Raw genomic sequence first — 18,471 nt, 5'->3', positions numbered from 1 at the left:
TGCGCCCGGGCATCCGCCCCGCCGCGCCCGGTCCACCGGGTCCGCCCGGACCCCGCGAAACCGGCCCGCTCCGCGCGACGGGCCTAAACTGGAGGCACCTGTCCCCTCATGGAAGGGGGCGGCTGCCATGGCTCCCCTTTCGCGTTCCGGCGCGGCGCTCACCGCGTTCCGCGCCGCTCTCACCGGTGAGGTCCTCACCCCGGACGACCCGGGGTACGACGGTGCGAGAACCGTCTTCAACGCGATGATCGACCGCCGGCCCGCCGTGATCGCACGATGCGCGGACGCGGCCGACGTGACGCGCTCGGTCCGCTTCGCCCGCGAGGTGGACCTGCCCATCGCCGTACGGGGCGGCGGCCACAGCGTCTCCGGCATGTCGCTCAACGACGACGGTCTGGTCATCGACCTCGGCCCGATGCGGGCGGTGACCGTCCACCCCGGTTCCGAGACGGTGCGGGTCGAGGGCGGAGCCCTCATGAGACAGCTCGACCAGGCCACCCAGCCCTACGGGCTCGCGACGACCGGCGGCCGCGTCTCGACCACCGGGGTCGGCGGCTTCGTCCTCGGCGGCGGCACCGGCTGGCTGGACCGGCTGTTCGGACTCGCCGCCGACAACCTGCTGGGAGTCGAGCTGGTGACCGCGGACGGTTCGACGGTCCGCGCCTCCGACGAGGAGAACCCCGAGCTGTTCTGGGCCCTGCACGGCGGGGGCGGGAACTTCGGCGTCGCCACCGCGCTCACCCTCAAGCTGCATCCGCTGCCCGAGTTCTCCATCGCCCTGATGATGTTCGAGCCCGACGTCGGCCCCGACGTGGTGCGCGTCTACCGGGACGTCATCGAGAGCGCGCCGCCGGAGGTGAGCGGCGGCGTGCTGTATCTGACCGCCCCGCCCGAGGAGTTCGTCCCCGAACACCTGGTCGGCAGGCGGATGTGCGCGGCCCTGGTCACGTACGCGGGCGGCGAGGAGGACCTGCGCAAGGTGGCCCAGCCACTGCTGGCCCTGCCGCACGAGGTCGAGATGGTCACCGCGGTTCCCTATCCGGACCTCCAGTGCATGCTCGACGACCCGCCCGGCATGCGGAACTACTGGTCCGCGGAGTACCTGACCGGCGCGCCCGACGACTTCGTGTCCGTCTTCTGCGCCCTCGGCGACGCCATGCCGGTGCCCACGGGCAACCAGCACGTGCTTTTCCCGCAGGGCGGCGCGATCGCCGCGGGACCGTCCCGCTTCCCGGTCCCCTACCGGGACGCGCCGTGGGCCGTGCATCCCTTCGGCATCTGGGAGGACCCGGCCGACGACGAACGGTGCGTCGCCTGGGTACGGAGGGTCCGCGCGGACGTCCGCCCGTGGAGCACCGGCGCCGTGTACCTGAACTTCATCGGCGACGAGGGCCGGGACCGGGTGGTGGCCGGACTCGGCGCGGACAACCTGCGGCGGCTGGCCGCGGTGAAGAGCACGTACGACCCGGACAACGTCTTCCGCTTCAACCACAACATCGCGCCCGCGGCGGCGGCCTGACCACAGCGGTCCCGGACCGGCCACGGCGTCCCGTCCCGGCCCCCGGGACCGCCGTCGCGAACCGCTGCCGGCCCCCGGACGGGCATGACCGGCCGCCCGGAGATGCCTCCACGACCCGTCCGCGGGTAGCGTCCGCAGCATGGACAGCCGTTACGACACCCAGGGCGCCGGAATCACCGTGCAGCGGGCCCTCGAGCTGCCCGGTCTGCGGAGCGGGCTGCCCGAGATCCTCGCGGGGGCCGACCGGCTGCAGCGCACCGTGCGCTGGGTGCACGCCGGCGAGGTGCCGAACATCGCCTCGCTCCTCAAGGGCGGCGAACTGCTCCTCACCACGGGATACGGGCTCGGCACCCGCCCGGCCGAGCAGCGGGCGTTCGTCCGCACCCTCGCCGAGCGGGGTATCGCCGCGCTCGTCGTGGAACTCGGCCCGCGCTTCACCCGGCTGCCCGCCGCCCTCGTGGAGACGGCGCGCTCCGCCGGCCTGCCGCTGGTCCAGCTGCACCGCGAGGTGCCCTTCGTGACGGTCACGGAGGAGATCCACACCGAGATCGTCAACGGCCACTACACCTTGCTGCAGCAGGCCGAAGAGGTGCACCGGCGCTGCACCGAGGCTCTCCTCGGAGGCGGCGGAGTGCCCCAAGTGCTGCGCATTCTCGCCGACTTCAGCGGTAACCCGGTCTTCCTGGAGACCGCCGACGGGCAGCTCCTGTACTCGGCCGGATCCGGTGCCGCGGGCGCCGACCCGCTCCAGGTCTGGGAGGGGATGCGCGGTCAGCACAAGGAGGAGCCGCCCGCGGGGACGACCCTGGTGGACGTGCCCGGAGGCGGACCGGGCACCGGTTCCGTGCGGGCGCGCCTGGTCGTGCTGCCGGTCAGCGGCCCCGTCACCCCGGTGCACCGGCTCGCCGCCGAACGGGCCGCCGGCATCCTGGCCGTCGTACTGATGCAGGCCCGCCAGGAGGAGGAGCTGGCCGCGCGCGGACGCGGCGACTTCCTCACGGACCTCGCCGAGGGCCGCATCGAGGCGGCGGACGCGCCCGCACAGGCCCGCGTGCTCGGCTTCAAGCCCGGCACCAGCCCGCTCCTGCCGGTCGTGATGCGACTGGCCGACGGTCTCGCCCCGGGCGGCGGCTGGGCGGTCCTCGCCCGCGCGGTCGCCGAGGAGCTGGCATCCGTCGGCGTCCCGGTCCTGCTGGGCGTCCGTCCCGTCGAGGGCCGTGTCCCGCTGCTTCTCGGCCTGCGCGCGGAGTCGGAACGCTCGACCGTCGCGGACCGGGTCGCGGCGGCGCTGCGCGCGGGCGTGGAGCGAGCGGGCATGCAACGGCCCGGAGCGCAGCCGCCGGTGGTGGTGGTCGGGGTCGCGGGCGGCTGGGCGGCCGCGTCGGCGGGCCTGCGGCACGCGGCGGAGACCGCGACGGCCGCCCAGGGCCTCACGGACCGCCCCTGGTACGACGCCCGCCGCCTGGACATCGACCTGCTGCTGTGGCGGCTGCGCGAGCATCCCGATCTGGCCGCCTTCGTGGACCGGGCGATCGGCCCGCTGCGTGATCACGACCGCCGTTCCAAGCCGCCGCTGCTGCCCACCTTGGAGACGTATCTGGCACACGCGGGCCGCAAGGCGGAGACCGCCCGCGAACTGCACCTCAACCGGCAGACCCTCTACAACCGGCTGGCGAGGATAGGGGAGTTGCTGGGCACCGACCTCGACGATCCGCAGACGGTCCTGGCGTTGAGCCTGGCCCTGCGGGCCCGCAGACACGTGCCGTAGCGGGCACGGCGTGGATCAGCCCGGGCCGGGCGGCACCGCCACCGGGAGAGAACGACGGATCAGCCCAACGGCCTGGGCCGCGTCAACTCGTCGTACACACTGAGCACTTGGGCCACCGTCTCGTCCTCGGTCGGCCAGGTCGCGGCCTGCCGGGTGCCGCGCTCGCGCAACTCCTCCTGGCGCGCCGGATCCGCCAGCAGCCGTACGACGGTGTCGCCGAGCGCCCTCGCGTCGCGGTACGGGACGAGTTCCGCGGCGTCGCCGACGAGTTCGGGGATGCCGCCGACCGCGGTGGCGACGAGCGGCACCCGCGCGTGCAGCGCCTCCTGCGCGAGGACCGACCGCGATTCCCAACTGCTGGGCAGCAGGGCGAGGTCGGCGGCCGCGAGCAGCTCCGTGATGTCGTCGCGCCGCCCGATGAGCCGGACCGGCAGTTCCTCGTCCTCGATACGGCGCTGGAGGACCGCACGCAGCGGCCCCTCCCCCGCGATCACGAGCAGCGGCACCGGATCGAGCCGGCACCAGGCGTGCGCCGCGTCCAGCAGCGTGTCGTACCCGCGCTGCCGGTCGAGCGAGCCGACCGCCATGAGCAACGGACGGTCGGTCGAACCGAGTTCGGCGCGCGCCTTGTGGCGGTACCGGTCGGGGTCCGCGGGTTCGACGGGCGGGCGCTGCGCGGGCAGCGCGACCGCGGCGAGCCGCGCGTCCCGCGCCCCCCTGCGGCGCGCCCGGTCCACCAGGTCGGAGGAGGTGCCGAGGACCACGGAGGCGGCTCGTGCGACCCGTCGTTCGAGGAGTCGCAGCAGATGGGCCCGCGCCCCCTCGGCGTCCGCGCGCGTGTGCCAGGTGACGACGAGCGGTACGCGCCGCCCGCTGAGCGCCAGGGCCGCCCGCAGCGCCGCGTGCAGCCCGTGCGCGTGCACCAGATCGGCCTCCGCGCAGGCCGCCCGCAGCGCGGACACGGACGAGGGATCGCTGCTGCGGGGGACGGGGACGTGGTGCGCGCCCACCCCGGAGAACCCGTACGCGCGGTCGGCCTCGGTGGGGGCGCACACCGTGACGCGCACGCCCCGGGCGACGAGTCCCGAGGCCAGCGACCGCACGTGCGCGCTGCTGCCCGCGCTGCCGCCGCCGAGCACCTGCACGGTGCGCAGCGGCGACTGGCCGTGCGGTGAGTGGCTGCTCACGTGGCTCACGTGGCCGGGGCTCCTGGTTCGGCGTCGGACCGTCACGAAGAAACGTACAGAAGGATCGCGCGGACGGGGTGGACCGCACGTCGTGCACGGCGTATCTAGGCCAAGGATGCCAGGCCGTACGGGTGTTCCGGCACAGCCATCGCGACGAGGGCACGTCAGAGAAGGCAACTCGACGACGACGATCACCCGCACGAGTGAGAAACGCCCCGGTCGGGCCGCCTCCGACCCGGCGTCGGCCAACTCCGGCCCCAAGAGATCCCTCCGCCCCGGGATCCTCCTGGTTCACACGACCACCATGGGTCGCATCCGTCGCATCGTGCGCCCCTCCGCACGGTTGCGCACTCCGCGCGGAGGCCGTTCCTCCGGACCGCACGGGCGGGGTCGACGGGAGGCGTCGCACTGGTGCGCCGTAGCGGCTCGCTCGGCCGCGTGATGCTCGTCGCTGAACGCCAGGGGCCCGCAAGGAGTCACCCCGCGTGTCCGCGGCCCCTCACTTCCCGAGGTGCCCCGACGCCCCCACCGCCGCGGCGCTGACCCGCCGTCCGAACACCGCCGCCGTCACCAGAGCCGCCGCGTGGGCGGCCAGGCCGGCTCGCCCGGTGCCGAGGACGATGGCGCTGCCGAGCGCGGCGCCCAGTGCGTGCGCCCCGGCGTCGCCGATCATGGCGCGCTCCGCGAGGTCGTCGCCGACGACGGCGGCGACGGCGCCCAGTGCCCCCGCCGACACCTGCCCCGCCTCACCACCGCGCAGCACCCCGGGCACGCCGAGGGCGAGGACGGCGCCGGCGGCGCGGCCCGGCCGTACGTCGACCAGGTTGACGAAGTGCGCGGTGCCGGCGATCACGACGCCGGCGAGCAGTTTGTCCAGGGGCCGCTTCTTGAGCAGCGTCCCGCTCACCAGCCCCGCCGCCGTGATCCCGAACAGCTTGACGGCCCCGCTGGTCACCTCGCCGTCGCGCAAGGCGCCCAGGTGAGCCCGGAAGCCGCGCCGCGGGTCACCTGCTCCGACGAGGTCGTCGTACGCGCCGCACGCACCGGCGACGGCGACGGCCAGCCCCGCGGCGGGCCGGACCCGGGCGGCGGCGAAGGTCGCGCCCACGGCGGTCGCGGGGCCCGCGAGAAGGTCGACGGTCCGTCCCGCGTGGTTCGCGCGGAGCCAACGGGCCGGTCCACCGGGCGGCTTGGCCCGCAGGACGACGAGGCACGCGCGCGTGGCCGCCGCGGCGGCCACGCATCCGACGGTCCGTCGCTCCCGACGCATGATCATGCGACCACCCTGGAAGGCCGCGCGGATCCCGCCGAGGCCGGGACCACGACCACTCCACGCAACCCGCCTACCCATCGCGGGCCGCTTGTCCCCCCGAAGCGTCGGCCCGGAGCCACGCATCGGCCGCCTCAGCCGTCCGCGCGGGCTGTCGCCAGGAGTTCCTCGGCGTGGGCCCGGGCGGTCTCCGAGTCCTCCTGGCCGGCGAGCATCCGGGACAGTTCGCGGATGCGCTCCTCGCCCTCCAGGACCTTCACGCCGGAGCGGGTCACCGACCCGTCAACGGTCTTCTCGACCAGCAGCTGGCGGTCGGCGAACGCGGCCACCTGCGGCAGGTGCGTCACGACGACCACCTGCGCGGTCTTGGCGAGCCGGGCCAGCCGGCGCCCGATCTCGACGGCGGCCTTGCCGCCGACGCCCGCGTCGACCTCGTCGAACAGGTACGTCGGCACCGGGTCCGTCCCCGCGAACACGACCTCCACCGCGAGCATCACGCGCGAGAGTTCACCGCCCGACGCGCCCTTGGCGATGGGCCGCGGCGGCGCACCGGGGTGCGGGGCGAGCAGCAGCTCCACCTCGTCGACGCCCGCCGGGCCGTAGGCCACCGTGCGTCCGTCGACCTCGACCCCTTCCGGGTCGTCGGTCTGCCGGATGTCGAAGGACACGCGCGCGTGGGGCATGGCGAGCGAGGCCAGTTCGGCGGTGACCGCGGCCGCGAACCGTTCGGCGGCCTCGGCGCGGGCGTCGGTCAGTGCTTGGGCGAGTCCGCCCAGTTCGGCACGGAGCGCGTCCCTTTCGGCGGTCAGGTCGCCGAGCCGGTCGTCGTCGCCGTCCAGTTCGGTGAGCCGGGCGGCTCCCTGTTCGGCCCAGGCGAGCACGGCGTCGATGTCCGTGCCGTACTTGCGGGTCAGCTGGGTGAGTGCGGCGCGGCGTTCCTCGACCGCCGCCAGCCGCAGCGGGTCGGCGTCGAGGTCGTCGGCGTACCCGGCGAGTTCTCCCGCCACGTCGCCGAGCAGGATCGCGATCTCGCCGATCCGCCCGGACAGGGTGGCGAGGGCGGAGTCGTGCGACCGCACGGCCTCCAGGGCACGGTGGGCGCCCGCGACGAGCGTGGCCGCGTCGATGCCCTCCGGGTCCTCGGGATTGCCCGCGAGGGCGGCGTGGGCGACCGTGGCGGCCGAGGCGAGGGCCTCCGCGTGGCCGAGCCGCTCCGCCTCCGCCGACAGCTCGGTGTCCTCACCGGCGCGCGGTTCGACGGCCGCGATCTCCTCGAGCCCGAAGCGCAGCAGGTCGGCTTCCTGGGCGCGTTCCCGCGCGCGGGTGGTGATCTCGTCCAGTTCGGCCGAGACGGCCCGCAGCCGGCGGTAGGAGCCCGCGTACTTGGCGAGGGGCACGGCGACCGCGTCGCCGGCGTACCGGTCCAGGGCCTGCCGCTGCCGGGACAGCTTGAGCAGCCCCTGCTGGTCGGTCTGGCCGTGCACCGCGACGAGTTCGTCGGCGAGCTCGGCGAGCACGCCCACCGGCACCGAGCGTCCGCCCAGGTGGGCCCGTGAGCGCCCCTCTGCCGAAACGGTACGGCTGAACAGCAGCGCGCCGTCGTCCAGCTCGGCACCGGCCTCCTCGGCCCGTACGACGGCCGTCCCGCCCGGGGGCACGGTGATCCGGCCCTCCACGACGGCGCTCTTGGCACCGATCCGTACGAGGGCCGGGTCCGCACGGCCGCCCAGCAGCAGCCCGAGGCTGGTGACCACCATCGTCTTGCCCGCGCCGGTCTCACCGGTCACGGCGGTGAAGCCGGGCGACAGCTCGACCACCGCGTCGTCGATGACTCCGAGCGACCGTATCCGCATCTCCTCCAACACGGACACGACCTTACGAGGTCAGGGGCGGGGTGTGCGACGGGCCCCGCCCCGCAGGTGCGAAGGCGCAGGTGACAAGGCCGCACAAAGAGGCCGTTGTCACCCGCGTGAGTGGGCTCCGGACCGTCCGGAGCCCTTGTCGCCCGTACGTCTAGTGGGGCGCCCCGCGCCAGCCGGCGACCGGCAGGGCGAACTTGGCGACCAGCCGGTCGGTGAAGGAGGCGTGGTGCAGCCGCGCCAGGCGTACGGGCACGGCCCCGCGCCGTACCTCGACGCGCGCGCCGGGCGGCAGCTCCACCGTGCGCCGCCCGTCGCACCACAGCACGCCGGGCGGAACATGCGGCAGCATCTCCACGGCGAGCACCGAGTCCGGCGAGGTGACCAGCGGCTTGGCGAACAGCGCGTGCGCGCTGATCGGCACCATCAGCAGCGCCTCGACCTCGGGCCAGACGACCGGCCCGCCCGCGGAGAAGGCGTACGCCGTCGAGCCGGTCGGCGTCGCGCACACGATCCCGTCGCAGCCGAACCCGGTGACGGGCCGCCCGTCGATCTCCAGCACCACTTCGAGGAGCTTCTCGGCGGACACCTTCTGCACGGCCGCCTCGTTCAGCGCCCAGTCGGTGTGCACGATGTCGCCGTTCTGGTGGACGACGACATCGACGGTCATGCGTTCCTCGACCTCGTACGCCTTCGTGACGACCCGGTCGACGACCTTGTCCAGGTCGTCGCGCTCGGCCTCGGCGAGGAAGCCGACGCGCCCCAGGTTGACGCCGAGCATCGGGACCCCGGAGGCCCGGGCGAACTCGGCGCCGCGCAGCAGCGTGCCGTCACCGCCGAGGACGATGAGCAGCTCGCAGCCGTCGAGGCACTGCGGGGTGGCCTCCTTGACGAGTTCCACCTGGTCCGGCAGGGGCAGGTCCGCCGCCTCGGCCTCCAGGACCCGCACGCCGATCCCGGAGCGCAACAGCCCCTCGACGACCAGCTCGGCGCTGCGGATGGCTGCCGGACGCCCGGTGTGGGCCAGCAGGAAAACAGTACGAGCTCGGGTGTGGGTCAACGCGGCCCCTCCGCCACTGCACGGTCAACGTCGGCCGGGTCGAGTTCGGGTGCCCCGGCCCGCAGCCACAGAAAGTACTCGACGTTGCCCGAGGGTCCGGGCAACGGACTTGCGGTCACACCCTGTACTCCGAGCCCCAGCTCGTGGGCCCGGCCGGCCACCGCGCGCACGGCCTCGGCGCGCAGCTCCGGGCTGCGCACGACACCGCCGCTGCCCAGCCGGTCCTTCCCCACCTCGAACTGCGGCTTGACCATCATCACCAGGTCGGCATCAGGCGCCGCGCACCGCACGAGGGCGGGCAGCACCAGTCCGAGCGGGATGAAGGACAGATCCCCGACAACAAGGTCCACGGGCTCCCCATCGATCGCCTCCAACGTCAACTCGCGTACGTTCGTACGGTCCTTGACGGTGACGCGTTCATCGCTCTGCAGAGACCAGGCGAGTTGTCCGTAGCCGACGTCGACGGCGAGGACGTGGGCGACGCCCGCGCGCAGCAGGACGTCGGTGAAGCCTCCGGTGGAGGCGCCCGCGTCGAGCGCCCGCCGTCCCTCGACCTTCAGGCCCTGGGGCACGAAGGCGGCGAGGGCCCCGGCGAGCTTGTGCCCGCCGCGCGAGACGTAGTCGGGATCGCTGTCGTCCGTCGTGACGACGATCGCGGCCGCGGTCTCCACCTGGGTGGCGGGCTTGGTCGCGAGGGTCTTGCCCACGCTGACCCGCCCCGCGGCGATCAGCTGGCCCGCGTGCTCGCGCGAGCGGGCGAGCTTGCGGCGGACCAGCTCGGCGTCGAGGCGTCGGCGCGCCACTCCTGCCACGTTCGGTTCAGCTCCTCGTGTACGTCGATGGGGGCGCCGGAGGTCCCGGACGGGCGTCGAGCTCGGTGAGCGCGTCGCGCAGCCCCTGGTGTACATCCTCGTACACCTCGACGTGCCCGTCGGTCGCGAGGTGGTCGGCGTCCGCGAGCCGGTCGAGCCGGGCGTCGACGCCGGCATCGCCCGAGGGCACGCGCGGGACGTTCAGCGGGGCCGGTGCGGCGGGGTCGTACGCCGGTTCCGGCCGTGCCGGCGCGGGCCCGCCGGGCTCCGCGGGCGTCGCGGCCTGCGGCACCTCACCCTCGGGAACTGAGTCGCTCATGCCCCGACGCTACCGCGAAGCGCTGCGGTACCGTCGATCACGATGGCGACGATTGAGGAGTGCCGCGCCGCACTCGACAAGCTTTCGGACAACATGGCGAGCGCGGAAGGGGACGTACGCACCGCTGCGGCCCTGGACCGGTCGCTGAGCTGCCGTGTCACCGACCTGGACGTCACCTTCGTGGGCCGCCTCAAGGACGGCCGGATCGAGGTGCTCGACACGCTCCAGGGCCCGCCCCCGGACAAGGCCCAGATCCGTCTGACCATGGCCGGCGACGACCTGGTGGCGATGGTGGACGGCAGACTGAACTTCGCGAAGGCCTGGGGCTCTGGCCGGGTGAAGCTGGAGGCGGGCCTGCGGGACCTGTTCCGGCTCAGGACCCTTCTGTAGCCGCCGATGCCGCGCCGGCGGCCACGCGCGCCCTGCGGGCCGCGGGCACCACGAGCGGTGTCCCGGTCTCCGGGTCGTCGATGACCTGGCAGCGCAGCCCGAAGACCTCCTCGACCAGGTCGGCCGTGACGATGTCGTTCGGCGCGCCCTCGGCCACGACCTCGCCGCCGCGCAGCGCTATCAGGTGGGTGGCGTACCGGGCCGCGTGGTTGAGGTCGTGCAGCACGGCGACGAGGGTGCGGCCCTGCGTCTCGTGGAGCTCGGCGCACAGGTCGAGGACGTCGATCTGGTGCTGGATGTCGAGGTAGGTCGTCGGCTCGTCGAGGAGCAACAGCGGGGTCTGCTGCGCGAGGGCCATGGCGATCCACACGCGCTGGCGCTGGCCGCCGGAGAGTTCGTCGACGTAGCGGTCGGCGAGTTCGGCGACGCCGGTGGAGGCCATCGACTCCTGGACCACCCGCTCGTCCTGCGCGGACCACTGGCGCAGCAGACCCTGGTGCGGGTAGCGGCCGCGTCCGACGAGGTCGCCGACCGTGATGCCGTCGGGGGCGATCGACGACTGCGGCAGCAGTCCGAGGGTGCGGGCGACCTTCTTCGCGGGCATCGACTGGATGGCCTGCCCGTCGAGCAGGACCCGGCCCTCGGAGGGCTTCAGCATCCGCGAAAGGGCGCGCAGCAGCGTGGACTTGCCGCAGGCGTTCGGACCGACGATCACCGTGAAGGAGTTGTCGGGGATCTCCACCGACAGCTTCTCCGCGATGACGCGCTGGTCGTAGCCGAGGGTGACGTTGTCGGCCGAGAGGCGGTTCACAGTGCTCCTTGGGATGTTCTCGTCCGCGGTCACGGGGGTGGCCTTCGCCGGGCTGCTCATATCCGGCCCGCCTTGCGCTCGGTGACCAGGAGCCACAGCAGGTAGACGCCGCCGAGGACTCCGGTCACGACGCCGACGGGCAACTGGTCGGCGCCGAAGGCGCGCTGCGAGGCCCAGTCCGCGACGATGAGCAGGGTCGCGCCCATGCACATCGACGGCACCAGGTTGGGGCCCGGCGACCGCGTGAGCCGGCGGGCCAGCTGGGGCGCGGTGAGCGCCACGAAGCCGACCGGGCCCGCGGCGGCGGTGGCACCCGCGGTGAGCAGCACGGCGGCCACCATCAGCAGCAGCCGCGTCCGCTCGACGCTCACTCCGAGGGCGTACGACACGTCGTCGCCCATCTCCATCATGCGCAGCCCGCGGGCGTTGCCGAGGACCAGGGGCACGAGGACGCCGCAGAGGATGAGCAGGGGCCAGACCTGCGCCCAGTCACGGCCGTTGAGCGAGCCCGTCATCCAGACGACGGCGCGGGCCGCGTCGACGATGTCGGCCTTGGTGAGCAGATAGCCGTTGACCGCGGTCACGATCGCGGAGACACCGATGCCGACCAGAACGAGCCGGTATCCGTGCACACCCTGCTTCCAGGCGAGCAGATAGATGGCGATACCGGTCACGAGGCCGCCTGCAAGGGCTCCGAGCGCCACCTCGGTCGCGCTGCCCGAGAAGAGGACGATCATGATGAGCGCGCCGGCCGTGGAGCCCTGTCCGAGCCCGAGGACATCGGGACTGCCCAGCGGATTGCGGGAGATGGACTGGAAGAGCGCGCCGCCCAGCCCGAGCGAGGCACCCACCAGCAGTCCGACCAGGACCCGCGGCAGCCGCAGGTCGTTGACGATGAACTCCTGGCTCGCGTTGCCGTCGCCGAACAGTGTCCTGACCACGTCGGCGACGGGGATCGGGAAGTCGCCGGTGCCGATGAGCACCACGCTCGCGGTCGCCGCGGCCACCAGCAGCAGGGCGACCACGACGAACGTGCGGATGTCGAGGCGGACGGAGAGCCCGCCGACCGTGCGGACCGACCGGACGCGTCGGGTGGCCGGCGCGGGATCGGCCTGCGCGCGGGAGGTTCGGATACGTGGGGTCGTCACAGCTGCGCCGTCCTCCGTCGCCGTACGAGAAAGATGAAGACCGGTCCGCCGAGGATCGCGGTGACGATGCCGACCTGGAGTTCCGCCGGCCGGGCGACCATCCGCCCGAGGACGTCGGCGCCGAGCAGCAGCACGGGCGACAGGACGGTGGCGTACGGCAGGATCCAGCGCAGGTCGGGTCCGGTGAACGACCGGACGACGTGCGGGACCATCAGCCCGACGAACACGATCGGCCCGCAGGCGGCGGTCGCGGCGCCGCACAGCACGGTCGCCGCGGCCATGGACAGCGCGCGGGTGCGGTTGAGGTTGGCGCCGAGGGCGCGGGCGGTGTCGTCGCCCATGGCCATCGCGTTCAGCGGACGGGCCAGCGCCAGCGCCAGCAGCGTGCCGACGGCGAGGAAGGGAGCGACCTGCCTGATCGTCGAGTCGGTCGCCGAGGCGAGTGAACCGACCGTCCAGAAGCGCATCTTGCCGAGCGCCGCGTCGTCCGTGATCATCACGGCCTGCAGATAGCCGTAGAGCGCGGCACTGATCGCGGTTCCGGCGAGCGCGAGCCGCACCGGGGTCGCGCCCCGGCTGCCGCCCAGGAACCAGACGAGCGCGCCGACGGCCGCCGCGCCGGCGAAGGCGAACCAGACGTAGCCGCTCAGCGAGGTGACACCGAAGAAGGTGATCGCGGTGACGACCGCCGCGGACGCCCCCGCGTTGATGCCGAGCAGACCCGGGTCGGCGAGCGGATTGCGGGTGAGCGCCTGGAGAACGGCACCGGAGAGCCCGAGCGCCGCTCCCACGAGCAGCCCGAGGACGGTGCGCGAGATCCGGTCACCGACCACGACATCGGAGTACGTCCCCGAGTCGTGGAACAGGCCGTGCCACACCTGGTCCAACGGCAGCGCTTTCGCGCCGATCGCGATACTCGCCAACGCGACAAGCACCAGGAGCCCCACGGAGAGCAGGAGTCCGAGGGTTCGTATCGCCCGTCGGGTCGGGGGCGCGGGGGCGGTTTCCGCGCGCTGTTCTGGAGGACTGTCGACCAACACGAGGTTAGGTTAGCCTACCCTCGCATTTGCTCTCGATCCGCCTCGGCACCGCGTCCACGCACCAACGCCCAGGTCAGCGCCCGCACTGGACGACCCGTCGGGTCCGCCCGTCGGGTCCGCCCGTCGGGTCTGCCAATCGGCTCTAGAGTCCCAGCCGGGCCAGCGCCTTCCCCCCGTCCAGCTCGCACCCGGACTCCCCCGCGGCGGTCCAGGCGGCGGCGCACAGGGCCCGCAGTCCGTCGATGGCCTCGCCGTCGCCGGACAGCTCCAGCTCCTCGCTCCCCGCCTTCGCCGTCCAGCCGCCGCAGCGGAACCCCTCGCCCGCCTCCTCGACCTCGGGCTGACCGGTGAGCATCCCGCGAAGGTCGGCGTCGACATAGGTCGGCCGGTGCTGCGGCGGCGCGGCGAGCAGCTGCGCGCCGTCCGTCACCCCGGTGAGCACGAGCAACGAGTCCACCTCGCCGTTGAACGCGCCCTCGATGTCGGTGTCCAGCCGGTCGCCGACCACCAGCGGCCGCTTCGCACCGGTCCGCAGAATCGTCTCGCGGTGCATCGGGGGCAGCGGCTTGCCCGCCACCTGCGGCTCGGCGCCCGTGGCGATCCGGACGACCTCCACCGCCGCGCCGTTCCCCGGCGCGATACCGCGCGCGCTCGGGATCGTCAGGTCCGTGTTCGAGGCGAACCACGGCACTCCGCGCGCGATGGCGAAACAGGCCTCCGCGAAGCGCGACCAGACCAGGTCGGGACCGCCGTACCCCTGCGCGACCGCCACCGGCTCGTCGTCCGCCGAGTCGACCGGCTCCAGCCCCCGCTCACCGAGCGCGACCCGCAGGCCCTCACCGCCGATGACCAGCACCCGCGAACCGGCCGGCACCTGCTCGCTGATGAGCCGGGCCACGGCCTGCGCCGAGGTGATCACGTCGGAGGCCGCCGCCGGTATGCCCAGCTCCGTGAGGTGGTCGGCGACCGCGTCCGGCGTCCGCAGCGCGTTGTTCGTGACGTACGCGAGATGCATTCCGCCGGAGCTCGCCGTCCCGAGGGACTCCACGGCGTGAGCGATCGCGTTCCCACCCGCGTAGACCACACCGTCCAGGTCGAGCAGCGCCGTGTCGTACGCCTCGCTCAGGGCCTGACTGCTGCCTTCGGGCCTCGTCCTGACGGTCTGGCTCATTACGCATCGCTCCTCGCTCGATCCCTTTGCCCCGATCATCGCTCATGCCACTGACACACTTACGATGCCTCAATGAACTATGCGGGTCCCGAGGAGGAAACACCGGCACGGAACGGCCTCGAGCTCACCCCGTTCCAAGGCCTGCGCTACGACCCCGACCGGGTCGGCAGCCTGGCCGCCGTGACATCTCCGCCGTACGACGTGATCGTCCGGCCCGACGGCCTGCTCGAACTCGAATCCGCGGACCCGTACAACATCGTGCGGCTGATCCTCCCGCAGGACCACTCGCCCGCCGCCCGCAACCAGCAGGCCGCCGACACCCTGCGCCGCTGGCGGACGGAGGGCGTCCTGACGACCGACACCGAGCCGGGCCTGTACGTGTACGAGCAGCGGGACGGCGACCTGCTGCAGCGCGGCGTGATCGGGACCCTGCGGCTGTCCGAGCCGGCCGACGGCGTCGTGCTGCCCCACGAGGACGTGATGCCGCACATCGTCGCGGACCGCGCGGACCTGATGCGCGCCACGTCCGCCAACCTCGAACCGCTGCTGCTCACCTACCGCGGCAACGGCTCCGGCTGCGGCACGGCCGCCGTCGTCGACAAGACCGCGACACTGCCCCCGCTGCTGGCGACCACGACGGAGGACGGCATCAGCCACCGTCTGTGGGCGGTGACTGATCCGGCCGGCCTCGCGGAGATCCGGACCGACCTGGGCCGCCACCAGGCCCTGATCGCCGACGGCCATCACCGCTGGGCGACCTATCTGCGTCTACGCGCGGAGCATCCCTCGCCGAGCCCCTGGGACTACGGCCTCGTCCTCCTGGTGGACACCGCCCGGTACCCGTTGCGTGTCCGGGCCATCCACCGCCTGCTGCACCGCCTGCCGGTCGCCGAGGCACTGGCCGCACTCGGCGACACCTTCCGTGTCCGCCGCCTCGACGTGCCCCTCGCGGAGGCCATGGAGTCCCTGGCGTCGGCGGCCTTCGACGGAAACGCCTTCCTCCTCGCCGGGGACGGCGCCTTCCACCTGATCGACCGCCCGTCTCCGGACCTCCTGGCCCGTACGATCCCGGACGGCCACCCTGAGGCCTGGCGCACCCTGGACGCCACGGTCCTGCACGCCACGCTCCTCGACCATGTCTGGGGCATCCCAGAGGACTCGCCCGAGCACATCGCGTACATCCACGACACGGTCGCCACGGTGGAGAAGGCCGAACACGACGGCGGCACGGCCGTCCTGATGCACCCCGTCCGCGAGGAGGTCGTGCGCGATCTCGCCCGCCAGGGCGTCACGATGCCCCGCAAGTCGACGTCCTTCGGCCCCAAGCCGGCGTCGGGACTGGTCCTGCGCGCTCTCACTTCCTGACGCACCGGGCCATCCGCGGAAACGACGTCGTCAAGGACGCCTGAAACGCCGCGTGGGCGGCGGTACCCCTTCCGGAGTCCCGCCGCCCACGTGATGAACCGCTGTGCCGGACGTCAGCTCTGAGGACGCTGAGGAGCGTCCCCCTTGCTGTCGTCCTCGTCCGCGCCCTCGTCGTCGAGGTCGTCGTCCTCGTCGTCCTGGAGGTCGCCACCGTCGATGTCGTCGTCCGCGATCTCCACGTCGTCCGTGGCCACGTCCGCGATCTCGGCGTCGTCCGCGTCGTCGTCGACATCAACTTCGTCGTCGGCCGGCAGCTCGGTGCCGGCCTCCTCGGAGACAGTCACCTGTGCTGCGCGCTCGCCTTCCTCATCGTCCTCGTCCTCGACGAACGCGTCGACGAACTCGACACCGTCCATCTCGGCCAGCCGGTCCGAGGCGTCCGTGCTGCCGTCCTTGTCGGACTCGACGGCCTTGGCGAACCACTCACGGGCCTCGCCCTCACGGCCGGCCGCGAGCAGCGCGTCGGCGTAGGCATACCGCAGACGCGCACTCCAGGGCTGGACGGAGTTCGACGCGAGCTCCGGGCTCTGCAGGGTGACGATGGCCGCGTCGAGCTGGTCCATGTCACGCCGGGCACCGGCCGCGACGAGCCGCATCTCGACCTGGGACGCCTTGTCCAGCTTCTGCACCTCGGGGGCGCCGGCCATCTCCAGCGCCTTCTCGGGCCGGCCGAGACCGCGCTCGCAGTCCGCCATGACGGGCCACAGCTCGACGCTGCCGGTCATCCGACGCGCGGCACGGAACTCCGCGAGGGCCTCGCTGAACTTCTGGTTGGCGTACGCGGCGAACCCGGCGGCCTCTCGCACGGCGGCGACACGCGAGGCGAGCCTCAGAGCGATCCGCGAGTACGCGTAGGCGCCCTCGGGGTCGTCGTCGATCAGCCGGGCGACCATCACCAGGTTGCGGGAGACGTCCTCGGCAAGCCCCTTGGGAAGGCTGAGGAGCTCCTGCCGTACGTCCTTGTCGATCTCGGCGCCCGTGACGTCGTCCGGGATCGGCAGCCGCTTGATCGGCTCACGGTCGCGGTCCCGCTCGTCACGGTAGCGTCCGCCGCCGCGGCGGTCGTCGCCACCGCGGTCGTCACGGCCCTGGAAGCCTCCGGGGCGGCCGCCCCGGTCGTCACGCTGCGGTCCGCCGCGGCCACGGTCGTCACGCCCGCGGTCGTCACGGCCACGGAAGCCGCCACCCCGGCTGTCGCCGCCACGGTCGTCACGGCGATCATCACGGCGGAAGGCCGGACGGTCACCGTCCCTGCGCTCGTCACGGCGGAAGTCGCTGCCGCCCCCGCGGTTGTCGTCACGACGGAAACCACCGCGGTCACCGCCACGATCCCCACCGCGGTCGTCACGCCGGGAGTCGCCACGGTCGTCACGCCGGAAACCACCGCCGGCGCCACCGCCACGGTTGTCGTCACGCCGGTCGTCGCGACGGAAGTCGCTTCCGCCGCCACGGTTGTCGTCGCGGCGGAAGCCACCACGGTCACCGCCACGATCCCCACCGCGGTCATCGCGACGGTCGTCACGGCGGAATCCGCCACGGTCGTCATCACGACGCGGGCTGCTCGGACGGTCATCACGACGCGGGCCACCGGTGGGACGGTCGTCACGGCGGAAGGCCGGACGGTCACCGTCGCGACGGAAACCACCGCCGGCGCCACCGCCACGGTTGTCGTCGCGACGGAAACCACCACGGTCACCGCCACGATCCCCACCGCGATCGCCGCCACGGTCATCACGACGATCATCGCGACGGAAGCCGCCACCGGTACCGCCACGGTTGTCATCACGCCGGAAGCCGCCACCGCCGCCAGAGCCGCTGCCACCGCGATTGTCGTCACGACGGAAACCACCGCCGGTACCGCCACGGCTGTCGTCTCGGCGGAAGCCGCCACCGCCGCCAGAGCCGCTGCCACCGCGATTGTCGTCGCGACGGAAACCGCCACGGTCTCCACCGCGATCGCCGCCACGGTCGTCACGGCGGTCGTCGCGGCGGAATCCACCGCGGTCGTCATCACGACGCGGGCTGCTGGGACGGTCGTCGCGACGCGGGCCACCGGTCGGGCGGTCGTCACGGTTGAAGGCGGGACGGTCGCCGTCCCTGCGGAAACCGCGGTCACGGTCGTCACGGCGCGGCCCGCTCGGCCGGTCGTCGCGACGCGGACCGCCGGTGGGACGGTCGTCGCGACGGAACGGCGGACGGCCACCACCGGCGCCACCGCCACCGCCGCGGTTGTCGTCTCGGCGGAAGCCGCCACCGCCGCCGGCGCCGCTGCCACCGCGATTGTCGTCGCGACGGAAACCGCCACGGTCTCCACCGCGATCGCCACCGCGGTCGTCACGACGGCCGGAGCCGGCACGGTCGTTGTCGCGGCGGTCGTTGTCTCGGCGCGGGCCCCCGCGGTAGCCACCGCGGTCACCACTGTCACGACGGCGCTCGTCGCGCTCCGGTCGCTCGTCGGGAGAGTTGGTGGACATGGGTGACTCCTGTCTTCGGTACCGCAAGTCATTCTCGCGCAGCCGGGTACCCAGCGCGCTTCGGAAAAACAAAAGGACCCTTGGTCCCAGCGAGATTCGCTGGGACCAAGGGTCCTCCAAAGATTGTTCGGCGGCGTCCTACTCTCCCACAGGGTCCCCCCTGCAGTACCATCGGCGCTGTGAGGCTTAGCTTCCGGGTTCGGAATGTAACCGGGCGT

At 73.2% G+C, this 18,471-nt stretch carries 16 protein-coding genes and 1 rRNA gene; 4 read left to right on the top strand and 13 right to left on the bottom strand.

Translation table 11 applies throughout. The annotated features are described in order from the left end of the window. Positions 1-127 precede the first annotated feature (127 nt). Positions 128-1,519 carry an FAD-binding oxidoreductase gene (locus tag ACIRQH_RS18545; RefSeq protein WP_388869054.1) on the top strand — a complete coding sequence of 464 codons (1,392 nt, stop codon included), beginning with the start codon at positions 128-130 and terminating at the stop codon, positions 1,517-1,519. 139 nt (positions 1,520-1,658) lie between these two features. After that, positions 1,659-3,287: a PucR family transcriptional regulator gene (locus ACIRQH_RS18540; RefSeq protein WP_388869057.1), complete on the top strand. Its 1,629-nt coding sequence runs from the start codon at positions 1,659-1,661 to the stop codon at positions 3,285-3,287. A 59-nt stretch (positions 3,288-3,346) separates the two neighbouring features. Here ACIRQH_RS18540 and ACIRQH_RS18535 read toward each other — a convergent pair whose 3' ends face one another. From ACIRQH_RS18535 to ACIRQH_RS18510, 6 genes are all read right to left on the bottom strand, one after another. Next, on the bottom strand, positions 3,347-4,483 hold the full coding sequence (locus ACIRQH_RS18535; protein WP_388869060.1) for a glycosyltransferase family 4 protein: 1,137 nt from the start codon (positions 4,481-4,483) through the stop codon (positions 3,347-3,349). 490 nt (positions 4,484-4,973) lie between these two features. Further along, complete coding sequence (locus tag ACIRQH_RS18530) at positions 4,974-5,750, bottom strand: hypothetical protein (RefSeq protein ID WP_388869063.1); 777 nt, start codon at positions 5,748-5,750, stop codon at positions 4,974-4,976. A gap of 128 nt (positions 5,751-5,878) precedes the next feature. After that, positions 5,879-7,609, bottom strand: coding sequence for a DNA repair protein RecN (recN, locus tag ACIRQH_RS18525; RefSeq protein WP_388869065.1), 1,731 nt, complete (start codon positions 7,607-7,609; stop codon positions 5,879-5,881). 148 nt (positions 7,610-7,757) lie between these two features. After that, positions 7,758-8,663 carry an NAD kinase gene (locus ACIRQH_RS18520; protein ID WP_388869068.1) on the bottom strand — a complete coding sequence of 302 codons (906 nt, stop codon included), beginning with the start codon at positions 8,661-8,663 and terminating at the stop codon, positions 7,758-7,760. Then, positions 8,660-9,475 (bottom strand): TlyA family RNA methyltransferase, encoded by an 816-nt coding sequence (locus ACIRQH_RS18515; protein ID WP_358820528.1) that lies wholly within the window; start codon positions 9,473-9,475, stop codon positions 8,660-8,662. The genes ACIRQH_RS18520 and ACIRQH_RS18515 overlap by 4 nt, the downstream gene beginning before the upstream one ends. 7 nt (positions 9,476-9,482) lie before the next feature. Then, on the bottom strand, positions 9,483-9,794 hold the full coding sequence (locus ACIRQH_RS18510) for a hypothetical protein (protein ID WP_388869071.1): 312 nt from the start codon (positions 9,792-9,794) through the stop codon (positions 9,483-9,485). 42 nt (positions 9,795-9,836) lie between these two features. On the opposite strand from ACIRQH_RS18510, the gene ACIRQH_RS18505 reads away from it, so the two are divergent. Continuing rightward, positions 9,837-10,184, top strand: a complete 348-nt coding sequence (locus tag ACIRQH_RS18505) for an SCP2 sterol-binding domain-containing protein (protein WP_358820526.1) — start codon at positions 9,837-9,839, stop codon at positions 10,182-10,184. On the opposite strand, the gene ACIRQH_RS18500 is transcribed toward ACIRQH_RS18505, so the two are convergent. From ACIRQH_RS18500 to ACIRQH_RS18485, 4 genes are all read right to left on the bottom strand, one after another. Beyond that, positions 10,168-11,055: an ABC transporter ATP-binding protein gene (locus ACIRQH_RS18500; protein ID WP_388869074.1), complete on the bottom strand. Its 888-nt coding sequence runs from the start codon at positions 11,053-11,055 to the stop codon at positions 10,168-10,170. The two genes, ACIRQH_RS18505 and ACIRQH_RS18500, sit on opposite strands and share 17 nt — an antisense overlap. Continuing rightward, on the bottom strand, positions 11,052-12,128 hold the full coding sequence (locus tag ACIRQH_RS18495) for an iron chelate uptake ABC transporter family permease subunit (protein WP_358820575.1): 1,077 nt from the start codon (positions 12,126-12,128) through the stop codon (positions 11,052-11,054). The genes ACIRQH_RS18500 and ACIRQH_RS18495 overlap by 4 nt, the downstream gene beginning before the upstream one ends. A gap of 11 nt (positions 12,129-12,139) precedes the next feature. Then, the gene (locus ACIRQH_RS18490) at positions 12,140-13,183 is read right to left on the bottom strand and encodes an iron chelate uptake ABC transporter family permease subunit (protein WP_358820524.1); all 1,044 of its coding nucleotides are present in this window, start codon (positions 13,181-13,183) and stop codon (positions 12,140-12,142) included. A 142-nt stretch (positions 13,184-13,325) separates the two neighbouring features. Further along, a complete protein-coding gene (locus ACIRQH_RS18485; RefSeq protein WP_388930228.1) occupies positions 13,326-14,354 on the bottom strand; it encodes an HAD hydrolase-like protein in 1,029 nt (342 codons plus the stop codon). Between the two features lie 72 nt (positions 14,355-14,426). Here ACIRQH_RS18485 and ACIRQH_RS18480 point away from each other — a divergent pair, with 72 nt between their 5' ends. Further along, positions 14,427-15,719 (top strand): DUF1015 domain-containing protein, encoded by a 1,293-nt coding sequence (locus ACIRQH_RS18480; RefSeq protein WP_388930227.1) that lies wholly within the window; start codon positions 14,427-14,429, stop codon positions 15,717-15,719. A 113-nt stretch (positions 15,720-15,832) separates the two neighbouring features. Here the strand turns inward: ACIRQH_RS18480 and ACIRQH_RS18475 are convergent, their stop codons facing one another. The 3 genes from ACIRQH_RS18475 to rrf all read right to left on the bottom strand — a co-directional run. Continuing rightward, positions 15,833-16,780 (bottom strand): hypothetical protein, encoded by a 948-nt coding sequence (locus tag ACIRQH_RS18475; protein WP_388869111.1) that lies wholly within the window; start codon positions 16,778-16,780, stop codon positions 15,833-15,835. Beyond that, complete coding sequence (locus ACIRQH_RS18470) at positions 16,672-18,204, bottom strand: hypothetical protein (protein ID WP_404226799.1); 1,533 nt, start codon at positions 18,202-18,204, stop codon at positions 16,672-16,674. Before ACIRQH_RS18470 ends, ACIRQH_RS18475 begins: the two co-directional genes overlap by 109 nt. A 174-nt stretch (positions 18,205-18,378) precedes the next feature. Further along, positions 18,379-18,471 (bottom strand): 5S ribosomal RNA (gene rrf / locus ACIRQH_RS18465); the annotation flags it as partial.

The sequence above is a fragment of the Streptomyces sp. NPDC102279 genome, assembly GCF_044766365.1.
GTDB lineage: Bacteria > Actinomycetota > Actinomycetes > Streptomycetales > Streptomycetaceae > Streptomyces.
Note: the sequence above shows the minus strand (reverse complement) of the source record. Positions and strands in the feature narration are given on the sequence as shown.

Bases quoted from the DNA above. Each gene is read 5' to 3' on its own strand.
- ACIRQH_RS18485 (WP_388930228.1), bottom strand. From the start codon at position 14,354: ATGAGCCAGACCGTCAGGACGAGGCCCGAAGGCAGCAGTCAGGCCCTG.
- ACIRQH_RS18530 (WP_388869063.1), bottom strand. From the start codon at position 5,750: ATGATCATGCGTCGGGAGCGACGGACCGTCGGATGCGTGGCCGCCGCG.
- ACIRQH_RS18545 (WP_388869054.1), top strand. From the start codon at position 128: ATGGCTCCCCTTTCGCGTTCCGGCGCGGCGCTCACCGCGTTCCGCGCC.
- ACIRQH_RS18505 (WP_358820526.1), top strand. From the start codon at position 9,837: ATGGCGACGATTGAGGAGTGCCGCGCCGCACTCGACAAGCTTTCGGAC.
- ACIRQH_RS18480 (WP_388930227.1), top strand. From the start codon at position 14,427: ATGAACTATGCGGGTCCCGAGGAGGAAACACCGGCACGGAACGGCCTC.
- ACIRQH_RS18540 (WP_388869057.1), top strand. From the start codon at position 1,659: ATGGACAGCCGTTACGACACCCAGGGCGCCGGAATCACCGTGCAGCGG.
- ACIRQH_RS18500 (WP_388869074.1), bottom strand. From the start codon at position 11,055: ATGAGCAGCCCGGCGAAGGCCACCCCCGTGACCGCGGACGAGAACATC.
- ACIRQH_RS18510 (WP_388869071.1), bottom strand. From the start codon at position 9,794: ATGAGCGACTCAGTTCCCGAGGGTGAGGTGCCGCAGGCCGCGACGCCC.